The organism is Lysinibacillus sp. NPDC056232, from assembly GCF_042267565.1.
GTDB lineage: Bacteria > Bacillota > Bacilli > Bacillales_A > Planococcaceae > Lysinibacillus.
Map to the genome: position 1 here is coordinate 54,226 of NZ_JBHJTF010000025.1, position 19,670 is coordinate 73,895.

Sequence of the window (19,670 nt, forward strand, 5' to 3'; positions counted from 1 at the left end):
TGATAATCATGCATTGTTGGAAAATATTAAATCTTGAACATCATTACGGAACAACGCGTATTATGATTATGTCTGTACTTGTTTTTTTTACTGTCTTTTCTCTTTCCTATGTGTCATTAAATTTATTTAATGACGAGCACTATACAGATCGTTTGTTTTGGCTATTTGTTATTGCTATATTTGCAATCTATCCAATTCATAAATGCTTACACTTTCTAGCATTATATGATCTACGTCAGCATTTAAAATTGCGTGTGCGTACCCAATTTTATGTTATTCCTGTTCTTCACATGCGTATCCGTGAACCTTTATCGAAAAATCGTTATATTTTAGCCTTACTCACACCATTTATTGTGTTAAATACAAGCATTTTATTAGGTACACTACTATTCCCTGCGTATACCCATTATGGTACATTACTTTTAGCTTACCATTGTAGTCTATGTGTAATAGATATTTTATATGTAAAATACTTATTGAATTCGCCTAAAGACTCCCAGATTGAGGAGACGCCTAAGGGCTATGAAATTTTAGTACCACCTACTATTCACTAAATTGCTTGTACTTGTGTTTTATTAACGTTTTTTGTTATGCTATTAATACTGAAAGAGGGGAGGAATAGACTTGCTGTTAATGATTGTAGTTCTATTCTCGGTATTCTATTTATTTCAAATAAACCGCATGACTTATGCGCTGTGCATGCGACGTGAAATTCCCGAAGAAAACCAACCAAAAGTATTCCGAACTATAAATATACTTATTACAATATTACTTGTCTCATTTTATATTGAAGTTTTATATGCAGTGTAGTTAAAAAGAAAAGCTAAGGATGTTAAACCCTTAGCTTTTGCCGTTTTTATTAATTAGTATAGGAACGCTGCACCAACGATAATTAATAAAATAAATAGCACAACTAATAAAGCAAAGCCTGAGCCTGAGCCGTAGCCGCCGCCACCACCGTATCCTCCGCTGCTCATAACTTCACCCCCTTTCTTTTCTATATCCTATGCGCTTGAAAATCTGAAATATAGGCTATACTCAAGGGGGAACCATTTTGTTTTTAAATCGTTTATGTTATAGTAAAAAATGGACGAAACCATATAAGGAGAGAATATCCACTATGAAAAAGACAGTTTTATCTTTAACATTAGCTGCTTCGGTATTAGCACTTGGTGCATGTAGCGGAGATGACAACAAAACAATCGCAACTTCAAAAGTAGGCGACATTACAGTTTCTGACTTTAACAAAACATCAAAAACATTAGCAGGTCCTCATATACTTCAACAAATGTTGACTGAAAAATTATTAGCTGATAAATATAAAGTATCAGATAAAGAAATCAAAGAGGCTTATGACGCAACTGCTTCACAATTCGGCGATAGCTTTGCCGATGCACTTTCTCAGAGTGGCTTAACTGAAGAAAGCTATAAAGATGCTTTACGTGTTGAGCTTCTTTCAGAAAAGGCTTTAGAAGATAAAGCATTTACAGACAAAGATGTAAAAAAACATTATGAGCAAATGAAAACAGAGTTAAATGCTCGTCATATTTTAGTAGCAGATGAGAAAACAGCTAATGAAGTCATTGCCAAAATTAAAGGTGGCGCTTCTTTTGCAGATGTAGCAAAAGAATACTCGACTGATACTGGCTCTGCTGAAAAAGGCGGAGAACTAGGTTGGTTCTCTGTTGGTGCAATGGTAGATGAATTTAGTGATGCTGCTTACGCCCTTCCTGTAAAAACATTAAGTGAACCAGTTAAATCAAGCTATGGTTTCCACGTTATTGAAGTTACGGAAAAGCGTGATGTAAAAGGTGTTGGCTCATTCAAAGACGAAGAGAAAAACATCCGTTCACAAATGCTAGCTAAATTAAAGCAAACAGGTGAAGATCAACAAATCCTTAAAGATATCGTTGCAAAATTGGCAAAAGATGCTGATGTAAAAACATCTGATAAAGAATTAAAAACTGCTATAAAAACCCTTACAACAACAAGTGAGGAAGAAGCTAAGGCTACTGAAGAAGCAGCTAAAAAAGCTGAGGAACAAGCTAAGAAAGCTCAAGAAAACACAGATAAAGACGACAAAGATACTGAAAAATAATCTTACTAGTTGTTACTTTACTATATGAAAAAGGGTTACGCCGATACAGGCGTAACCCTTTTTCTACAGAATCCACTAATGAAGACGAATGTAATCCCCAACCTTTGATGAGGAACATCAAATCTACATTTACTTAATAGTCGGCTTATAAAACGATCGATTATCAAGTGGAAATAGTCTTTCCGTAAATTCGCCTGGCGTTGTTTTGCCTAATGCTCGTGTTAGCATGTTCATCTTTGCATCAATATTATCAATATAATGCAAGATTTCCGCCTCTTGAATCATCGGTTTTTTCGGGCTGCCCCATTCTTCTTTACCGTGGTGAGATAGCACCATATGTTGCAATAGCATGACTTCCTCGCCCTCGATTTCTAGTTCACTGGCAATCTTGGCAATTTCATTGACCATAATCGTAATATGACCAAGTAAATTCCCTTCAACCGTATATATTGTTGCAACAGGCCCTGATAGCTCAACTACTTTACCAATATCATGCAGAATAATCCCTGCATATAATAGATCTCGATTTAATGTAGGATATAAATCAGCAATTGCTTTTCCTAGTCTCAACATAGACACCATATGATCTAGTAGACCAGACGCATAATCATGATGATTTTTCGTAGCAGCTGGATAGACTAAAATAGCATCCTGATGTTTTTTAATAGCTGCACGTGTAATTCGTGATATATTCGGATTTTTAATATCAAAGAAAAATTGCGTCAATTCTTCATATAATTCTTCTTTTGGAGTTGCTGAGGAAGGAACTAAATCATTAATAGCAATTCCCTCCTCTGGTTTTGCAACTCGGATTGCCTTGATACGCAATTGATTTTTGCCACGATAGTCATGAATTTCTCCACCTACACGGACAATTGCCTCAGCGTGATACATTTTTTCATGATCTTCATTTGTATCCCATAGCTTTGCTTCAATATCTCCACTTTTATCTTGTAATAACAGTGAAATAAATGGTTTTCCGACTGTGGTAACCCCTTTTGTCGCCTGTTTAATTAATAAAAATTGATCTACTGGTTCTCCAACCTGGAGCGTCGTAATACCCTTCATGTTGACGCCACTCCCCTTTCATTTGCTAGTGCTCCTACGTCGACAATTTGGTCTTTCTGCCAATGAGTGAGCATCGCGTCATGGCAAGTAAAATATAAAATTTGACGTTCATATCCTACTTCTTTCATTAATTGTACCATTTTGTCTGTACGGTTTCGATCAAAATGGACAAAAGGATCGTCCATAATAAATGGAAATGGAGCAGAAGTTGTTAGCGTTTTTGCTAGTGCCATACGCAATGAAATATAAGCTTGCTCCTTTGTAGCCTGTGATAATTCTGCCATTTGATAACGTAATCCAGAAACATCCTGTGCAACAAAATAGCCTTCATCGTTAATTAAAAGCTTATCGTAACGCCCACCTGTTAACAAATTAAATATTGCATTAACTTCTGTCAAAACATGAGGTAGTTTTTCTTCTCTTAGGCGGAACAATGTTTCATGTATCGCCGTAGACAATGCTTTTTTTGCAGCCCATTGCCCTATCAGCTGTTGCAACACTGATTTCTCTTCTTCAAACTGTTGAAGCAACTGACCATATTTCTCGTCATTTAGAAGATTCTCTTTTTGGATTTGCAGTGTCGCTCGTTGTTCTAAGCAATGATCGATCGCTACCTGCATTGTGTCTCGCTCTTCTTCTAAAGTAAGCAGTTTTTCATTTAGCTGTTCCTCTTCTAGCAACGACTGTTTGTTGTCTACATTCAGCGAGGCTAGCTGACTCTGAATGGCTTGAAGTTCTTTTTTCATTTTTTGTTGTTGTTCAAATTGTTCATGAGTTTCATAATACCCCTTCTCTGATTGAACATTCGCAGCTTTAAATAACTGAGTGATTTCAGCCTCATAGCTGTCTATATGTGATTGCACTCCTTGCATTTTGGTCTGAAGGCTAGTCAACTGCTCTTTTACTTGTTTGGATAGCTGTTGCTCCTGCTGAAAAGTAAGGAATGTAGTACGTAAATGCATAAAGATTTCTTGCTCACTATACTCAGTCTTTAAGACTTGCTGAACCTGTTCTAGTAACTCAGTTTTCTCCGCTTGTACCGTTTGTTGAAGCGTAAATGTACTCTTCTTTTTTGCTGCCAACTCTTGAGCACCACGAATGCGCATAAACAGCTCTGGTAACAATGTTTTTGGTATATTTCCCTCTAGCCGATAGCGCCCTAAAAAATGGTGAAGCGACTGAGTGGCCACTTCACTTACCTGCTCAGCCCTTTGAATTTTATATTCAAGTTTCACATATTGATGTTCTTTTTCTTGCTGTTGCTCATTTGCATGTAACAAGCGATCCTCAAGTTTTTGTTTTTTTAGCAGGATGTCTTGAGCCATATTCTCCTCCTGCTCTAACTCCCGTATTTGCTGACTCTGTTGTTTACTCGGCGCTTCATGAGCTTGTCTAGCAAATTTTAAATATAAAATAATGATGAGTGACATAACCGCTCCTACAACGATAACCGCCATATTTTTTTCCATCACACCATAGATACATGAAAGTACACTTATGGCTAATACAATAAATATAAAAACACTTGGTTGTTGTTGTTTCGAGCGTTGTGACCTTCCATAACGAAATTGTTCGAGCTTTCGCTTACGCTGTGGCCACTGTGCTAAAATATGTTCTTCCTCCGCAGTTAATGACTCCTGTTGAAGCTGTTGTTTCAGTTGAGCAATTGTATCTAATTCTGCATGCAGTTGCTCCAACGAACGCAAATGAAACTTCAGCTCTTCTTCTGCTTCTTCTAATAGGCTTAACTGTTGTTGAAACTGTTCCTCTTGCTGTAATGATACGGTTTCTTCAAGCAAAATATCCTGCGCTGTTTTGTCCTGAACACCTAATAAACGGAACTGAGCTTCTATTTCTTGCTCGATTAAATACAGCTCATCCATTAAGTTCTGTTCCTTTACAACTAACTGATTCCATGTTGCTTCCTTGTTCACAAGACGAGACATTTCAGTAATAGCTTGCTCGTCCAATGATAATTGTAGCTTCTGTTGTAGTCCCTGATACTGCTCCTTCAGTTGCTCCATTTGTAGTGTTTCATGCATAAGTCGATCCTTTAATTGCTCATAACGTCGGATCCCTTCTGGAGGAAACTGCACATGTTCATAGCTTTTTTGCGTCTGTTCGAAAGCTTTTTGCTGTTTTAGAAGTGGCATAGCTTGTTTAAGAATTGTGAACTGCTGCCAATTTTGTTGCTGTGTTTTTTGCTGACTATATAACCCCTCTAGCTTTTGATCGAGCTGCTGTAATTGTAATAATTTATCCTCGAAGGTCTGAATATTACCTTGCTCTTGTTTAATTGTGCGTTCTAGTCTTTTTAAATGCTCTATTTTTTGATTAATGAGTGGCACTTTGCCTGCTTTTTTAAAAAGCTCACTAGCATCTTTGTCCAATTTCTTTTCTAAAGATGATAGCTGTTGGATTCCTGTTGTCCCAGAGGCAAGTAACAAATGTGTTAGCTCTTCCTCTGACATTTTTTCAATGCCCTGTAGTTCATGTAATGAAAAGGAGAAAATGGACTCAAAGGAAGCTTTTGAATAACCATATAATAGTTTTGCTAAAAGCTCCTCATGCCCCATTGTTCCGTCTTCTAGATAAACTGTGACATCTCCAGACGCCTTTCCTTTCATACGTTCGATCGTGCATTGTCCATACGTTGGATGCCAAATCGTCAGCTGACCACCGAATTTAGTCGATACTTTCGGCTCATATTTACGTTGTGCCTGCTGCCTCGTAGGAAATCCAAAAAGCATTTGTAAAATAAACTGTTGAATGGTCGTTTTACCCGCTTCATTCAAACCATAAAAAATAGTGACACCCTCACGTAAAGTAATGGTGATGTTTTCATGCTTGCCAAAGCCATAAATCTGGATTTTTTGTATCGTTAGCATGTTAATCACGCCCTTTGAATTTCTTCTGCTAATAATTCTTGTGCGTTATGCATTAAATTTTTAATATCCTGCTCTGTTAAAGGTTCAATCAGCCTTGCACCACCAGCATGTTGGTACAGTTCCTTTAAAATATCCTTCCATTCAGAAATATCCCATTGCTCCATTAGATTCATCACCGATTCAGTCACAGCAGTATGCTCATACAATACTGACGATTGATGTAACACGAGCTTTTGGACCCAGCACATCGGTTCAATTCCATCCTCGGCTTCTCGAATAGTTTCTAGCCATGCATCAACTGTAGCATGTTCAAATAAAGATTGTGATTGTTCATCTATATTTTTCAAATGGAGTTCCACAACAGATGCCCCATACTCTTGACGATTAAGCATCAGTGCTTCCTCACATTTTTTTAGTAGTTCATTTGCATGAAACACATTCGTACAATCCACCTCTACCGTGTTATAAACAACAGCAGATGTCGGTACAAATTCCAAATCAGTAGAGGTTTGTGTCAAAGTTACGTCATAGAAGCCCTTTATTCCCTGCTCTTTCCGATGTCGACTTTGAATATTGCCTGGATAAACAATCGGTGGATTTTGATGTAAAAATTGTCGTTTATGAATATGCCCTAAAGCCCAATAATGATAGTTTTTTTCAAGAAGTTGATCTTTTGTGAAAGGAGCATAAACAGCATGTGAAGTATCGCTAGCCTCACTACCGTGAAGCATACCAATATGAATAACATGCTGGTCCTGTGCAACAGGATAACTATCAATCATTGATTTCGTTATATGACGGTCACTATAGCTGAAGCCATAAATATTGACTTGCTGACCACGTATGTTTAATTGCACAACACTAGTTTCAGCTGGTAACTCATAAACGTTGCTTGGTAAAGCAAAGCGTGTCCAAGCACCATTTAAGTGATCATGGTTACCATAGCTTAAAATGACAGGGATATTATGCTGAAAGAGTTTTTCCATAGCCTCTTGAAATCGTCTTTGTGCCTGTAAGCTTCGATTTTCACCATCATATATATCACCAACAATCAGTAAAAAATCAGGCTTCTCCTGAATAGCCTTCAGAATAATTTTATCAAAAGCTTCAAAAGTACTTGTTCGAATCTTTTTGAAATTTTGTTCGGGCAAACCAAATAAGCCCTTAAATGGACTATCTAAATGTAAATCTGCCATATGGAAAAAACGAATTGCTGACATCCAATCACCTCAAGTAATAAATAATCTATACCTTGTCGTTATTCTTTCATCACTCACAATGCAGTAATTAATTCAGTACATTGGAATTGCTACTTCAATAATTTACTAACTGCTATTTGTCTCATTTCTATAATGAGACATTCGTGAATCACGCCGAAACCGAATATTTGTTCTATTTTATCATATTTCACGTTAGTTGAGAAATGTATTCAAAGAATGTTCATTAATAGTATTGCCTCAAATTTTCCACAACTTTCATAATTTATCGAAATTTTAGCTAGTTTTACCGTGAAGTTTATAAATCTTCTATGTATAATGGATATATATTTAAGTAAAGGGTGGGGTTTGTATGGAGAATTATCGCTTTACGGCTTTTGAAAAAACTGGGGAAACGTTGTTTGATGAAACATGGACTTTCGAAAACGATGAGACTGCAAAAATCAGCGGTCTACAGCAGATTGAAGAAAAAGGTGTTGCCAACAAAACTCATCGCCTTGTTAACTCTTCGGGTAAATTAATCTTATTTCATGTCTAAAAATGGCTAGTAAAAGGCACGTAGTATACTTTTCTACGCGCCTTTTTTCTTTCCTTTTCTTTCAGCGGGTGTTTTGACGCCCACTGAAATAAGTAGTTAATTTTATTTAATTTTATTTTCCTACAAAGGCAGGTGCTCTTTTCTCTACAAACGCATGGATTCCCTCTAAATGATCGGCCGTTTTACGCATCGCTGCTTGCCCCGCTGCTTCCATCGATAAAATACTCTCTAATTGAGGTAAATTTTGAGCATGTAGAATTTTTTTAGTCGTAATCATTGATGCAATTGGAGAAGCCAGCATTTTTCCAACTAGTTGGTCAGTAATCGCAAAAACAGTCCCATCTGGTGCAACGTAGTCAATTAACCCTTCATCATGAGCTTCCGATGCAGTTAATACTTTACCTTCCCAAATCATTTGTTTCGCTTTGACAGTACCCACACGTTCCTTCATAAAGAAATGACCGCCACCATCAGGGATGAGCCCTATACCTATGAAATTCATAGCCAGCTTACTATTTTCACATGCCACAACTATGTCTGCCCCTAACGCTAGACTAAAGCCTAATCCAGCTGATGCTCCATGAACTGCTGCAATGACGATCATCGGTAGCTGGTAATACGCTTTAACAATACGTGATAAATAAACCATTGCCTCATTAATATTTAGTGGCTTATTTGGATCTAGCATCGCTTTAATATCGCCACCTGCGGAAAAAACTTTTCCTTCCCCGCGAATAACGAGAATTTGTATTTCTTGTTCTTGCTGTAGAGCTTCAAAGCATTCTGCTAGTTCACGCATCATCACATCATCCATGGCGTTCATGGCATGTGGTCGATTTAATGTTAATGTTGCACGGCGATCTAACTTTTCTAATGTAATTGTTGAAAATTCCATCCTAACACCCCCAAATATGAATAGTCATTCACTATGTACTATTCGTGTTTTTTTAGAAAACTCCTTCTATCCTACGCAAAATTGCACTTGATATGCTATATTTAATGACGAATATTGATTTAAAGGTGGTTAATGATTGTGACACAGAAAGACTATCGTGTATTACTTTATTATAAATATATAGCTATTGAAGACCCTGTGGCATTCGCAGAGGAACATTTAGCACTTTGTAAAGAAATCGGGCTTCTTGGTCGTATTTTAGTTGGATATGAAGGCATTAATGGAACCGTTTCAGGTACAGTCGAGCAAACTGATGCTTACATGAATCATATGAAGGCAGACCCTCGTTTTAGCGACATTATGTGGAAAATAGACGAAGCCGAAGGGCATACCTTTAAAAAAATGCATGTGCGCCCTCGTCGAGAAATTGTTCACCTTGGTTTAGAAGATGATATTAATCCTTTAGAAATAACAGGAGATTATTTATCGCCAAAGGAATTTATGGAACGTATGCAGGAGGACAATACGATAGTTATTGATGCACGTAATGATTATGAATATGACCTTGGACATTTCCGCGGCGCTATTCGTCCAGATATTGAAAGCTTCCGTGACCTACCAGCTTGGATGGAGGACCATAAAGAAGATTTTGCTGGCAAGAAAGTTTTAACTTACTGCACAGGTGGTATCCGCTGCGAAAAATTCTCTGGCTGGTTAAAACGTGAAGGCTATGGAGAAAGTGTTGGTCAATTACATGGTGGAATCGCCACGTATGCTAAAGACCCTGAAGTAAAAGGTCAACTATGGGATGGACAAATGTTTGTCTTTGATCGACGTCGCAGTGTACCTATTAATCAGGTTGAGCATGTGATTGTTGGTAAGGATTTCTTCACTGGTGAACCGTCAGAACGTTATACTAACTGTGCGAATCCTGAATGCCATAAATTAATGCTTTGCGAGGAAAAGCATGAGGCCTTTTATATGCGTAGCTGTTCAGACGAATGCCGCCGCGCAAAACACAACTTCTTCGTTGAAGAGAATGGTTGGACAAAAGAGCAGATTGAGGAACAAATCGCTAAAATCGCTCAAGTTCAAAATTCTTCTTTATAAAAAAAAGAGCATCATCCATTTGTGGTGATGCTCTTTCATATTTTTTTGAGTTAATCTTCCTTGCCTGTAAAGGGTGAGTGATTGCGTGTTTACCTGAGCAGATATTTTTGGTACACGAGCGATTTTCTAGGGGACCCGATCACTTTCTCGGCTTATCTGAGCGATTTCCCACGGGACCCGATCACTTTCTAGGCTCACCCGAGCGATTTCCCACGGCACCCGAGCATTTCCCTCTCTCTCTACGGCTTTCTAAATCTCATTTAATTTTTCTTCATTCCCCTTTTGCCAAGTAACGCCCTACCTGTCGGCCACTAAATAAACAACCTCCAACAAATGTCCCTTCTAAAGCACGGTAACCATGTACACCGCCACCACCAAAACCACTAACTTCCCCAGCTGCAAATAAACCCGGTACAGGCTGACCATCCGTTCCTAACACAGCACCATTCAAATTTGTCTGTAAGCCTCCTAATGTTTTACGCGTTAAAATATTTAAGCGGACCGCAATAAGTGGCCAATTGTTTGGATCTAAAATTTTATGGGGCTTCGCAACGCGCACAAATTTATCACCTACATAGTTTCTTGCGCCATGAATAGCATTAACCTGTAAGTCCTTTGTAAATTTATTGTCCATTTCACGATCCCTTGCTAAAATTTGCTCTTTTATTTTGATAAAATCAAGAAGATCATTGCCAGCCAACTTGTTCATCCCTTCAACTAACTCCTTTAAATCATTAGCAATAACAAAATCCTCACCATAATTTTTAAATGCCTGAATTGGAGCTGGTGGTCCTGGTAAAACACGTTTCAGAACATCCGTAATACTTTTATTTGTTAAATCAGGATTTTGCTCAGAACCCGATAATGCAAATTCTTTTTCAATAATTTTTTCCGTTAAAATAAACCACGAGTAATCATAGCCAGTTTTTTGAATTGCCTCTAATGTGCTTAACGTATCAAAACCCGGAAAATTTGGTGCTCCAAATCGATTGCCTTCCGCATCAAACCATAATGATGAAGGGCCCGGCAAAATTCGAATGCCATGATTTGGCCAAATAGGGTCCCAATTTTTCAAGCCTTCTGTATAATGCCACATACGGTCTCGATTAACGATACGTCCCCCCGCATGCTCAGTAATTTCTAACATTCTGCCGTCTACATAAGCAGGTACACCACTGACCATATTTTTGGGTGGTGTACCAAGTCGAGCAGGCCAATTTTTTCTGATTAAATCAAAATTTGCCCCTATCCCACCGCTCGCCACAATAACCGCTCCCGCTTCATAAGAAAATTCGCCAATACCTAACCTAGAGCTTTTTTCGCCGCGAATTGCATAGCTTTCAGCCAACACTGTTCCACTAATCCCTGTAATCCTTCCATCTTGTTGATTAAACTCATCTACACGATGTCTTGGTTTAAAATCTATATATCCATCCTTTATGGCCTTTTTCACTTTTTCAGCAAAAGGCTTTACAATGCCTGGTCCAGTGCCCCAAACAATATGAAATCTAGGAACCGAATTTCCGTGGCCACCTGCTAATGATCCACCACGTTCTGCCCAACCGACGACAGGGAAAAACTTAATACCCAGAGACTTTAACCAACTATATTTTTCACCAGTTGCAAATTCTACATAAGCTTTGGCCCATTTATACGCCCACGAATCTTCATCCTCCAAGCGATCAAAGCCGGCCGTTCCTTGCCAATCTTGCCATGCAAGCTCTTTACTATCCTTAATACCAAGCCTTCTTTGCTCGGGTGAATTCACTAAAAAAATACCCCCAAAGGACCAAAATGCCTGTCCCCCCATTGAATTTTCAGGTTCTTGATCTACTAATAGAATTTTTTTCTTTGCATCCGCTAACTCACAGGCAGCTACTAACCCTGCCAGTCCTGCACCGACAATTGCTACATCATACATCATTCTACACCCCCTAAAAATCAATCTTCCCTTACTTACATTCTTCTCTACTTGACAGTTTACCTTCTACACATCGTAATTTTGACAAAAATGTGACAAGAAAAAAATGTTCGCTTTCCTCCACTAAACCAAGAAAGTTACCATCGTATAATTTTCGACCTCGAATATTTGTTAAACGCCCATGTAATCTGACTTAACATATATCGGTAGCGCTTTCATTGTCCTCCCTTAAAACACGAACGATTAAAAATATAAAATTAATAAATGTTCGTATTTAGTTGTTTTACAGACTTCTAAAGTTATGAATTTTAATCTTTTCCAGAAATATTATTGACAAAGGTGAACAATAAGGATTATGATGTTAACAAATTTAATTACACGAAAATATAACGACGGAGACACGCTAGTCGCAAGAAAATCCAAAGAGAGCTGATGGTTGGTGTAAATCAGTGATTTCTACGATAATAGTTCCACTCCTGAATAGATAAGCCGAACATCTCCAAAGTAAGCTTATCCGTCACATGCACGTTACGCATATAGCTAAGACTGCTAGAAATTTTTTAAGCAGTGATTAAGGGTGGTACCGCGAACCAATGTTTATTATGCCTTTCGCCCCTTACAACACAATATCTGTGTTTGTAAGGCGTGAAAGGCTTTTTTTATCTTCATTTTGTAACACTTACAAAATCCGGACGCAATGTTTTCTGTGCGAAAGCGAAGCGACAGCAACAATTAGGCCAAGGCGAAATTGATATTTTTCTCATTTTTAGAAAGGAGATTGTTTGTATGCTGTAAGATGTGCTATCTTTACAAAATTCAGACTGTTTCGTATATAAAGAACACTAACATTTTTTAATTAAAAGGAGCTAATTACAAATGACTACTGCAACAAAAACAATTAACGTATTTATCGCTGACCCACTAAGTGAAGATGGTATTTTCCCTCTACGCCAAGAACAAGATTTAGACTTAAATATCATTGTTGATACTGGTCTTGCGCCAGAAGAATTAATCGCAAAAATTGCGGATGTAGATGTTTTACTAGTACGTTCTCAAACAACAGTAACTCGTGAAGTAATTGAAGCGGCTAAAAACTTAAAACTTATCGGACGTGCTGGAGTAGGTGTAGACAACATTGATCTAACTGCTGCAACAGAACATGGGATTATCGTTGTAAATGCACCAGACGGTAACACGAACTCTGCTGCTGAGCACACTATTGCCATGATGACTTCACTTGCTCGTCACATCCCACAAGCATTCAATACACTTAAAAATGGTAAATGGGATCGTAAATCTTATGTTGGTGTTGAGCTTAAAAATAAAACTTTAGGTGTTGTAGGCTTCGGTCGTATCGGTGTTGAAGTTGCATATCGTGCTAAAGGTCAACGCATGAATGTTATGGCATACGATCCATTCCTAACAGATGAACGTGCTAAAGAGTTAGGGGTAACAAAATCAACAGTTGAAGAAATTTGTGCAGCTGCAGATTTCATTACCGTACACACACCACTTCTTCCTGAGACACGCAACCTTATTAACAAAGAAAAATTCGCTATGATGAAAGATGGCGTGCGTATCATTAACTGTGCACGTGGCGGTATTATCAATGAAGATGATTTATATGATGCAATCGTAGAAGGTAAAGTAGCGGGTGCTGCTCTTGACGTTTTCGTATCTGAGCCAGCAACAGATCATAAACTACTTACTTTACCGCAAGTAATCGCAACACCTCACTTAGGTGCATCTACAATTGAAGCGCAGGAATCTGTAGCGGTAGACGTTTCAAACGACATCATTAAATTCTATAAAACAGGTACTGTAACTAACCCAGTGAACATGCCATCTATTCCAAAAGAGTTGCTTGCACAAGTTGAGCCTTTCTTTGAATTAGCTGAAAAACTTGGTTCATTCTTATCTCAACTAACAACTGAGCCTGTGAAAGAAATCAACTTATCTTATGCTGGTGAAGTAGCAAATTATGATGTTCGTCCATTAACGTCAAACGCGTTAAAAGGCTTATTATCTAAAAATCACGGTAATCATGTGAATGACGTAAATGCTCGTTACCTCTCTGAACGTATCGGCATGAAAATAAATGAGCATAAAACAACAACTGCTAAAGGCTTCACTAGCTTAATTACGATTGAAATTAAAACAGTAAACGAAACACACACAGTTGCTGGTACATTATTAAATGGTTTAGGTGCACGTATTGTTAAAGTAGAAGATTACGTTGTTGACGTTATTCCACAAGGTCACCTTCTTTACATTAAAAATACTGACAAACCAGGTGCGATCGGCCGCGTAGCAACGAAGCTAGCAGAAAAAGATATTAACATCGCAACAATGCAAGTTGGTCGTGCACAAGTTGGCGGTACAGCTGTCATGATGCTAACAATCGACAATACGGTAACAGAAGAAGATCTAACATTCGTTGCACAGCTTGAAAATATTGATGAAGTAAAAGCGATTAACCTATAATATATTGCTTTATAAGCAGAGAGTATTTGCTCTCTGCTTTTTTATTTTTTGAGCTCATCACCAAAACGTAGGGTTGATTTCCGTTCCGACTGGGCGCTTTCCTAGGGGCGTCCGATAAGCAGCGAAAGCGGAGCGACAGCAACAACATGGTTTGTCTGTGCGAAAGCGGAGCGACAGCAACAACATGGTTTTGTCTGTGCGAAATGTTAGGAAAACAGGATATGTTAAAATAAGAAAGTAATTTGAAGCAATGAATTTGAAACCATTGGTTGCTTTTAAAAGTTTATATTGTTTTAGGAGAGTAACAAATATGAAAAAACATATAATCTTCTTTGCAATAGGAAGTAGTATTTTATTATTGTTTTATACAGTGTTTAAGCTTATCGGGAATGAATCTTCTAAGTTGGCATTAATAACATATGGGTCATTTACGGTCATCTTTATTTATTCAATCATTTATTTATTTCAAAAGAAATGGGTTCCAATTATTATTCAATTAATAACACTACTCATAGTGATTATATTGCCACCATTGATTAGAACAGAAGTGAATTTTTATTTTTATAAAGATGATCGAGAAGAAATCATTCGCATGTTAGTCAATGGGGAAATAAAAAAAGAGGCAAATAGATACGGAAATAAAGGTTTTTTCTGGTATTACACTCCTCCGCAATATATAGATGCGGTTAAATCTGAGACGATCAGAGTAGGTATGCATTCGAAAGATCATTTTTTTGTCTATTTTCAATCGGCTGACCAACCCTTTTTAGACATGCAAGGTTTACAGGAAGGATTTATTTTTTCATCCACAGGTGAATTTCCGACTGCTAAAGAGTTTGATTATTATAGTGATTACAAGAAAATAGATAATCACTGGTATTTCGTATCAAGTGATGTTAACAGATTTGAGAAATCATGCTTGTTTTTATGTGAATAATTAAGTACAAGATAAGAAGTTGACATTCAGTAAAAATTTTGAGGTATTACTCAATCGGGCGTTTTAATGGCGTATTTTAATTCAATTGAATCTAAAAAAAGCGTATTTTGAACAACCTTTTTTTCAAAATACGCTTTTTCTATTTGCTCTTTTTTAAGATCCATAGGGTTAATTTAATTAAACTTTATTTAAGGTTGAACAATACTCTTCATCGAATGCTCCAATGATAAGGAGCCGTTGGTTTTTCACAGAGAGTGGCGACTTCTGTAGGATGAGCTTGCGCTAAAAGCCCCGCAGAAATCGTCAACTCTGAAAATCAACCTTTGTTGATGGATACACCCAAATCCGTACATTTTTGCTTATAGCTTATTTACAAGTTCTAATAATGCAGTTAAAGAATCAACCTCATATGTTGGAGTGACAACACCATTTGGTGCATTGTTTTCACGATTGATCCAAACGTTGCGCATACCAACACGGGATGAGCCTAAAATATCAGTATTTAAGTTATCTCCAACCATTACCGCATCCTCTGCTGTAATACCTGCTTTCTCCATGACATACTCGAAAATAGAAGCATCTGGTTTCCCTTTACCAAAGTCCCCAGAGATAATAATATGATCAAAATATGGCGCGATTTCTGGTGTAATTTCCAGCTTTAAATTTTGTAAACTTGGTGCTCCATTTGTCAGTAATACGAGTTGATACTTTCCTTTCAGCTTATCTAGCACATCAAAAGTATCTTCATATAAGAATGGAGACACTTTACGCTCTGCTACAAAGCGCTCCCCTAGCTCCGCCCCTAGTTGTGTATCATCAATGCCAAGAGCTACTAAGCCTTTTGTCCATGCTTCTGTACGATAGCCTGGTACGATATTTTTCAGTTTTTGGAAATATTCTGTTGGATCATCAAATGTTCCCCAAAGTCCTTCGAATGGGTTAATACCGATTAACACCGTATAATCATATGTTTCATAACCTTCGTAAAGTGCACGTGCTTCTTTACGCACCGATTCCTCTAGCTCATCCGGATTTACATTATGTATTGTTACTGCATATTCACACGTTTTTTCAAATGCCGTTTTGACGGATTTTTTATCCCATAATAGCGTATCATCTAAATCAAAAATAATTGTGTTAATTGACATCGTGTCAGCTCCTAGCTTCCTATTAGTATAATTATTTTAGCATATATTCAAAATATTTAGCATAGCGTTTTAGGCATTTTCGTGCTCGAGTTGACCAGTAAAATTTAGGCTCATCACCATAACGTGTGGTTGATTTCCGTTGCGGTTGGGCGCTTTCCTGGGGGCGTCCGATGAGCCGCTTGGGCCAACACGATGTTGGTCACAAAGGCGTTATCACAGGACGTGATGCATTTAGCCTTCGTTCCCCTATGTGCTCGCTCCAGGGTCTCATCTGTGACGCTGATCTCCAAGGAGTCGCCTAGCCTCCACTCCAATCAACATATTACATGGTATCCATTTTAACAAATGCCATCCGCCACTTTTAGTGATTAGCCTAATCCTAGCCTACTCTTCATTCTATAACTATTGATTTTTCCTACGCAATCTATCCATTAAGCTTTGTATTTCTTCCTTTTTCTGTTCGGTCTCTTCTTTTAAAATTTCAATTTGGTAGATGCCGTCCATTTCTTCAATTAGCACACGATCGCCAACCTGTACTGGTTTATTCATAGCTGATTGTAAAATGATTAGCTGTTCCTCTTCCTCTGGGTACTTCAAAAAAACTGCATATCCATCTTCAATACGGTCTAAGGTGTATTTAGTCGAGTTCACTAACGATATCCCCTTTCGCATTACGTAATTGTGCAGCATCCCCATCATTCAGCCAAATCTGTTTCTTTGTCCACTTTAAATAATTTTGACCTTCTCGTGCATTTGAGCCACTTGTGACATACATCGTTTTCCCTGGCTGTAATGTCACATTTGGAAAATTAAAAACTTGATGCCCTTCAATTGATATAAGCTGCCAATCCTTTAAGGACACTGCTTCATTACCATTATTTTTAATACCTACAATTTCTTCTATTAAATCCTTACTAACAATTTCAATACTTGCACTAGTTGTTGCTGGTGCTGAGGCACTTGTCTGTGGTGTTGAGACACTTGGTGGAGACCATTCCTTCGAATTCACTTCATAGTCTACCCCATTTGTTGATACGATAACAGTTCCCGCTTCTGCAGTAGAGTAAATTTCACTGCCAATTGCTTGTAATCGCTCAACTACTTCAGCATGAGGATGACCGTACTTATTGCCCTCTCCATAGCTTAAAATTGTCACTTCAGGATGTACTTTCTGAATGAACTCCGCAGAGCTACTCGTGTTAGAGCCATGATGACCTGCTTTTAAGATCGTTGCTTTCACATCGTCCTGCATCATCTCTTTTTCTAACGCCATTCCCGCGTCGGCTGTTAATAAAAATGATACATTACCATAAGCAAGTTTTAAGACAATGGAGGCATCATTATTATCTGTTGCATTTTCATTGGCGTTTAAAACCTTCACATTAATATCATCATCAAACGCTATACGATCGCCTGTTTTTGGAACATTATAAGAAATATTCTTCGTATCAATAAGTGTCAGCATCTCTTCAAAAGTTTGAGATGTATGTACCTTCCCTGAATCATAAAATTGTCCAATATCTATCGAATTTAACACAGGAATTAAACCACCAATATGGTCTGCATCAGGATGGGTTGCGACCACTATATCAAGCTTGTTCACACCGAGCTCCTTCAAATATGAAACAACCTTTTGACCAGCTCCTTTAACGCCTCCATCAACAAGCATTGTTTTACCGTTTGGCGATTCAATAAAAATCGAATCTCCTTGTCCTACATCAATAAAATGTACGCGCATTTCATGTCCTGCAGTGACGGATACTTTCTCCGTATTTAATGTCTCCGTACAGCCTGCTAATAAAAAAATACAAAGAAGCACTACTATTAACTTTTTCATTTACTAACTTCCTTTCTATTTTTCTATTATACAAAAAAGAGATGATATACTCCCTTTTTCAATTAAACTAAAATCCATCACATGGGGTTGATTTCCGTTCCGACTGGGCGCTTTCCTGGGGGCGTCCGCTGAGCCGCTTCACTCGCTTTGCTCGCTCCAGGGTCTCATCTGTGACGCTAATCCCCAAGGAGTCGCCCAGTCTCCACTCCAATCAACTTATTTAAATTGCTAATGTCATCCCTAACTCTTAGTGACAGACTTAATTTTTTCATCCATTTTGTATATAATTCCTAAACATTTCCTTTGTTTTCATGCGAATAAAATAATAAGGTTCCTGCATTGCCTGCTGAATACTAATATTTTCATCTACTAATGATTCAACAACAGTAAAATATTTAAGTAATGCAGGTTTATCATTTTCTTCTATTGTCCCCGACAATAACACAGCGTGTACATTCGCTAATGTTGCAGTCTTCGCTACCCCTATTGGCGCTTTCCCATGTAATGTTTGGCGATCTGATTGTCCTTCACCTGTCATAACAAACTCGGCACCTTCTAAATGCTTTTTTAACTGTACTGCATTCATTACAATCTCAATACCTGCATGAAAACTGCCGTTTAAAAAAGCTATTAATGCACCTCCCATTCCACCTGCTGCGCCTGCCCCTTTGTAGTCGTGCAGTCGAATGCCAATTTGCATTTCAACAATGTCTGCAAACTGCTTTAAGCAGCCATCAAAATAAGCAATTTGATGTTCTTTTACACCTTTTTGACGTCCAAAAATAGCTGTTGCCCCACGCTCTCCAATCAATGGATTATCAACATCACATGCAATATTAAATGTTGCTTCAGCCAATCGGGGATCTAGCTGACTAGTATCAATTAAAGTTAAATCTAATAAGGCCGACACCCCATCAGCAATTAAAGTGCCGTCTTCTTTTTTCAATTGCAGTCCAAGTGCCTTTAACATGCCAATACCAACATCATTTGTAGCACTACCACCGATTCCGATAATAAATTTTCTAAAGCCTTTATCAAGAGCAGCCTTGATTAGCTGTCCCGTTCCATACGTCGATGCAAGTTCGGGATTTTTTTCTTCATCCTGTATCAGCATAATTCCGGATGCCTGAGCCATTTCAATCACACATGTTTCATTATCACCAAGCACACCATATCTCGCTTCGATTTCTCTCCCCAATGGATCCAGCACATGGTGTGACATATTGTGACCATTTGTTGAAGTAACTAGTGATTCTAGTGTACCTTCACCCCCGTCTGCAACTGGTAAAAGGATGGTTTCAATCGATTGATCAACATCCAAGATCCCTGCCTGCATTGCACTAGCTACTTCGATGGCCGACAAAGTCCCCTTATAGGAATCTGGACTAATAACGACTTTCATGTAATACCTCCACTCATTTAAGTTAGGTGCTTATCATCATTATAATTCAGACTAAAAACATTCCTGAGCTTTTATCGGAATGTTTTTTAGTTTTATCGGAACACTTTGTGGATTTATCGGGATGTTT

At 38.0% G+C, this 19,670-nt stretch carries 19 protein-coding genes and 1 other annotated feature; of the genes, 9 read left to right on the forward strand and 10 right to left on the reverse strand.

Translation table 11 applies throughout. The features are described 5' to 3' along the window. Positions 1 to 8: 8 nt before the first annotated feature. Positions 9 to 554, forward strand: coding sequence for a DUF3267 domain-containing protein (locus tag ACFCYJ_RS17715; RefSeq protein WP_376075467.1), 546 nt, complete (start codon positions 9 to 11; stop codon positions 552 to 554). Between the two features lie 70 nt (positions 555 to 624). Beyond that, complete coding sequence (locus ACFCYJ_RS17720) at positions 625 to 810, forward strand: hypothetical protein (RefSeq protein WP_079563331.1); 186 nt, start codon at positions 625 to 627, stop codon at positions 808 to 810. 53 nt (positions 811 to 863) lie between these two features. Here ACFCYJ_RS17720 and ACFCYJ_RS17725 read toward each other — a convergent pair whose 3' ends face one another. Then, the gene (locus ACFCYJ_RS17725) at positions 864 to 977 is read right to left on the reverse strand and encodes a YjcZ family sporulation protein (RefSeq protein WP_370046387.1); all 114 of its coding nucleotides are present in this window, start codon (positions 975 to 977) and stop codon (positions 864 to 866) included. Positions 978 to 1,120: 143 nt separating this feature from the next. On the opposite strand from ACFCYJ_RS17725, the gene ACFCYJ_RS17730 reads away from it, so the two are divergent. Continuing rightward, positions 1,121 to 2,098 carry a peptidylprolyl isomerase gene (locus tag ACFCYJ_RS17730; protein ID WP_376075469.1) on the forward strand — a complete coding sequence of 326 codons (978 nt, stop codon included), beginning with the start codon at positions 1,121 to 1,123 and terminating at the stop codon, positions 2,096 to 2,098. Between the two features lie 129 nt (positions 2,099 to 2,227). Here the strand turns inward: ACFCYJ_RS17730 and yhaM are convergent, their stop codons facing one another. From yhaM to ACFCYJ_RS17745, 3 genes are read right to left on the reverse strand one after another with little or no spacing between them, the layout of a single operon-like run. Further along, a complete protein-coding gene (gene yhaM, locus ACFCYJ_RS17735) occupies positions 2,228 to 3,166 on the reverse strand; it encodes a 3'-5' exoribonuclease YhaM (RefSeq protein ID WP_376075470.1) in 939 nt (312 codons plus the stop codon). After that, entirely contained in the window at positions 3,163 to 6,054 is a 2,892-nt protein-coding gene (locus tag ACFCYJ_RS17740) for an ATP-binding protein (RefSeq protein WP_376075471.1), read from the reverse strand. The genes yhaM and ACFCYJ_RS17740 overlap by 4 nt, the downstream gene beginning before the upstream one ends. A 5-nt stretch (positions 6,055 to 6,059) precedes the next feature. Next, positions 6,060 to 7,274, reverse strand: a complete 1,215-nt coding sequence (locus ACFCYJ_RS17745; RefSeq protein WP_376075472.1) for a metallophosphoesterase family protein — start codon at positions 7,272 to 7,274, stop codon at positions 6,060 to 6,062. 349 nt (positions 7,275 to 7,623) lie between these two features. On the opposite strand from ACFCYJ_RS17745, the gene ACFCYJ_RS17750 reads away from it, so the two are divergent. Further along, positions 7,624 to 7,809: a YhzD family protein gene (locus tag ACFCYJ_RS17750; RefSeq protein WP_370080917.1), complete on the forward strand. Its 186-nt coding sequence runs from the start codon at positions 7,624 to 7,626 to the stop codon at positions 7,807 to 7,809. A gap of 112 nt (positions 7,810 to 7,921) precedes the next feature. Here ACFCYJ_RS17750 and ACFCYJ_RS17755 read toward each other — a convergent pair whose 3' ends face one another. Further along, positions 7,922 to 8,704 carry an enoyl-CoA hydratase gene (locus tag ACFCYJ_RS17755; protein WP_376075473.1) on the reverse strand — a complete coding sequence of 261 codons (783 nt, stop codon included), beginning with the start codon at positions 8,702 to 8,704 and terminating at the stop codon, positions 7,922 to 7,924. Positions 8,705 to 8,842: 138 nt separating this feature from the next. Here ACFCYJ_RS17755 and trhO point away from each other — a divergent pair, with 138 nt between their 5' ends. Beyond that, positions 8,843 to 9,814, forward strand: a complete 972-nt coding sequence (gene trhO, locus ACFCYJ_RS17760) for an oxygen-dependent tRNA uridine(34) hydroxylase TrhO (RefSeq protein WP_376075474.1) — start codon at positions 8,843 to 8,845, stop codon at positions 9,812 to 9,814. 271 nt (positions 9,815 to 10,085) lie between these two features. Here the strand turns inward: trhO and ACFCYJ_RS17765 are convergent, their stop codons facing one another. Next, positions 10,086 to 11,738: an FAD-binding dehydrogenase gene (locus tag ACFCYJ_RS17765; RefSeq protein WP_376075476.1), complete on the reverse strand. Its 1,653-nt coding sequence runs from the start codon at positions 11,736 to 11,738 to the stop codon at positions 10,086 to 10,088. 377 nt (positions 11,739 to 12,115) lie between these two features. Next, positions 12,116 to 12,355: a binding site (T-box leader), on the forward strand. A gap of 25 nt (positions 12,356 to 12,380) precedes the next feature. Between ACFCYJ_RS17765 and ACFCYJ_RS17770 the strand changes: the two genes are divergently transcribed. From ACFCYJ_RS17770 to ACFCYJ_RS17780, 3 genes are all read left to right on the forward strand, one after another. Continuing rightward, positions 12,381 to 12,530, forward strand: coding sequence for a hypothetical protein (locus ACFCYJ_RS17770; RefSeq protein ID WP_376075478.1), 150 nt, complete (start codon positions 12,381 to 12,383; stop codon positions 12,528 to 12,530). Positions 12,531 to 12,611: 81 nt separating this feature from the next. Beyond that, positions 12,612 to 14,219 carry a phosphoglycerate dehydrogenase gene (gene serA, locus ACFCYJ_RS17775; protein ID WP_376075479.1) on the forward strand — a complete coding sequence of 536 codons (1,608 nt, stop codon included), beginning with the start codon at positions 12,612 to 12,614 and terminating at the stop codon, positions 14,217 to 14,219. Between the two features lie 310 nt (positions 14,220 to 14,529). After that, positions 14,530 to 15,156, forward strand: a complete 627-nt coding sequence (locus tag ACFCYJ_RS17780) for a hypothetical protein (protein WP_376075481.1) — start codon at positions 14,530 to 14,532, stop codon at positions 15,154 to 15,156. A gap of 359 nt (positions 15,157 to 15,515) precedes the next feature. On the opposite strand, the gene ACFCYJ_RS17785 is transcribed toward ACFCYJ_RS17780, so the two are convergent. Next, entirely contained in the window at positions 15,516 to 16,304 is a 789-nt protein-coding gene (locus ACFCYJ_RS17785; protein ID WP_376075483.1) for an HAD family hydrolase, read from the reverse strand. 170 nt (positions 16,305 to 16,474) lie between these two features. Between ACFCYJ_RS17785 and ACFCYJ_RS17790 the strand changes: the two genes are divergently transcribed. Then, positions 16,475 to 16,606 (forward strand): hypothetical protein, encoded by a 132-nt coding sequence (locus ACFCYJ_RS17790; RefSeq protein ID WP_376075485.1) that lies wholly within the window; start codon positions 16,475 to 16,477, stop codon positions 16,604 to 16,606. A gap of 100 nt (positions 16,607 to 16,706) precedes the next feature. Here the strand turns inward: ACFCYJ_RS17790 and ACFCYJ_RS17795 are convergent, their stop codons facing one another. From ACFCYJ_RS17795 to ACFCYJ_RS17805, 3 genes are all read right to left on the reverse strand, one after another. Further along, complete coding sequence (locus ACFCYJ_RS17795) at positions 16,707 to 16,955, reverse strand: DUF3006 family protein (protein ID WP_370046345.1); 249 nt, start codon at positions 16,953 to 16,955, stop codon at positions 16,707 to 16,709. Then, a complete protein-coding gene (locus tag ACFCYJ_RS17800) occupies positions 16,942 to 18,141 on the reverse strand; it encodes an MBL fold metallo-hydrolase (RefSeq protein WP_376075487.1) in 1,200 nt (399 codons plus the stop codon). The genes ACFCYJ_RS17795 and ACFCYJ_RS17800 overlap by 14 nt, the downstream gene beginning before the upstream one ends. Positions 18,142 to 18,409: 268 nt before the next feature. After that, entirely contained in the window at positions 18,410 to 19,543 is a 1,134-nt protein-coding gene (locus ACFCYJ_RS17805; protein WP_376075488.1) for a glycerate kinase, read from the reverse strand. Positions 19,544 to 19,670 lie beyond the last annotated feature (127 nt).

Excerpts from the sequence above, each read along its gene's own strand:
- ACFCYJ_RS17715 (WP_376075467.1), top strand. The coding sequence starts at position 9 with ATGCATTGTTGGAAAATATTAAATCTTGAACATCATTACGGAACAACG.
- ACFCYJ_RS17725 (WP_370046387.1), bottom strand. The coding sequence starts at position 977 with ATGAGCAGCGGAGGATACGGTGGTGGCGGCGGCTACGGCTCAGGCTCA.
- ACFCYJ_RS17730 (WP_376075469.1), top strand. The coding sequence starts at position 1,121 with ATGAAAAAGACAGTTTTATCTTTAACATTAGCTGCTTCGGTATTAGCA.
- yhaM (WP_376075470.1), bottom strand. The coding sequence starts at position 3,166 with ATGAAGGGTATTACGACGCTCCAGGTTGGAGAACCAGTAGATCAATTT.
- ACFCYJ_RS17740 (WP_376075471.1), bottom strand. The coding sequence starts at position 6,054 with ATGCTAACGATACAAAAAATCCAGATTTATGGCTTTGGCAAGCATGAA.
- ACFCYJ_RS17745 (WP_376075472.1), bottom strand. The coding sequence starts at position 7,274 with ATGTCAGCAATTCGTTTTTTCCATATGGCAGATTTACATTTAGATAGT.
- ACFCYJ_RS17750 (WP_370080917.1), top strand. The coding sequence starts at position 7,624 with ATGGAGAATTATCGCTTTACGGCTTTTGAAAAAACTGGGGAAACGTTG.
- ACFCYJ_RS17755 (WP_376075473.1), bottom strand. The coding sequence starts at position 8,704 with ATGGAATTTTCAACAATTACATTAGAAAAGTTAGATCGCCGTGCAACA.
- ACFCYJ_RS17765 (WP_376075476.1), bottom strand. The coding sequence starts at position 11,738 with ATGATGTATGATGTAGCAATTGTCGGTGCAGGACTGGCAGGGTTAGTA.
- serA (WP_376075479.1), top strand. The coding sequence starts at position 12,612 with ATGACTACTGCAACAAAAACAATTAACGTATTTATCGCTGACCCACTA.
- ACFCYJ_RS17780 (WP_376075481.1), top strand. The coding sequence starts at position 14,530 with ATGAAAAAACATATAATCTTCTTTGCAATAGGAAGTAGTATTTTATTA.
- ACFCYJ_RS17785 (WP_376075483.1), bottom strand. The coding sequence starts at position 16,304 with ATGTCAATTAACACAATTATTTTTGATTTAGATGATACGCTATTATGG.
- ACFCYJ_RS17790 (WP_376075485.1), top strand. The coding sequence starts at position 16,475 with ATGAGCCGCTTGGGCCAACACGATGTTGGTCACAAAGGCGTTATCACA.
- ACFCYJ_RS17800 (WP_376075487.1), bottom strand. The coding sequence starts at position 18,141 with ATGAAAAAGTTAATAGTAGTGCTTCTTTGTATTTTTTTATTAGCAGGC.
- ACFCYJ_RS17805 (WP_376075488.1), bottom strand. The coding sequence starts at position 19,543 with ATGAAAGTCGTTATTAGTCCAGATTCCTATAAGGGGACTTTGTCGGCC.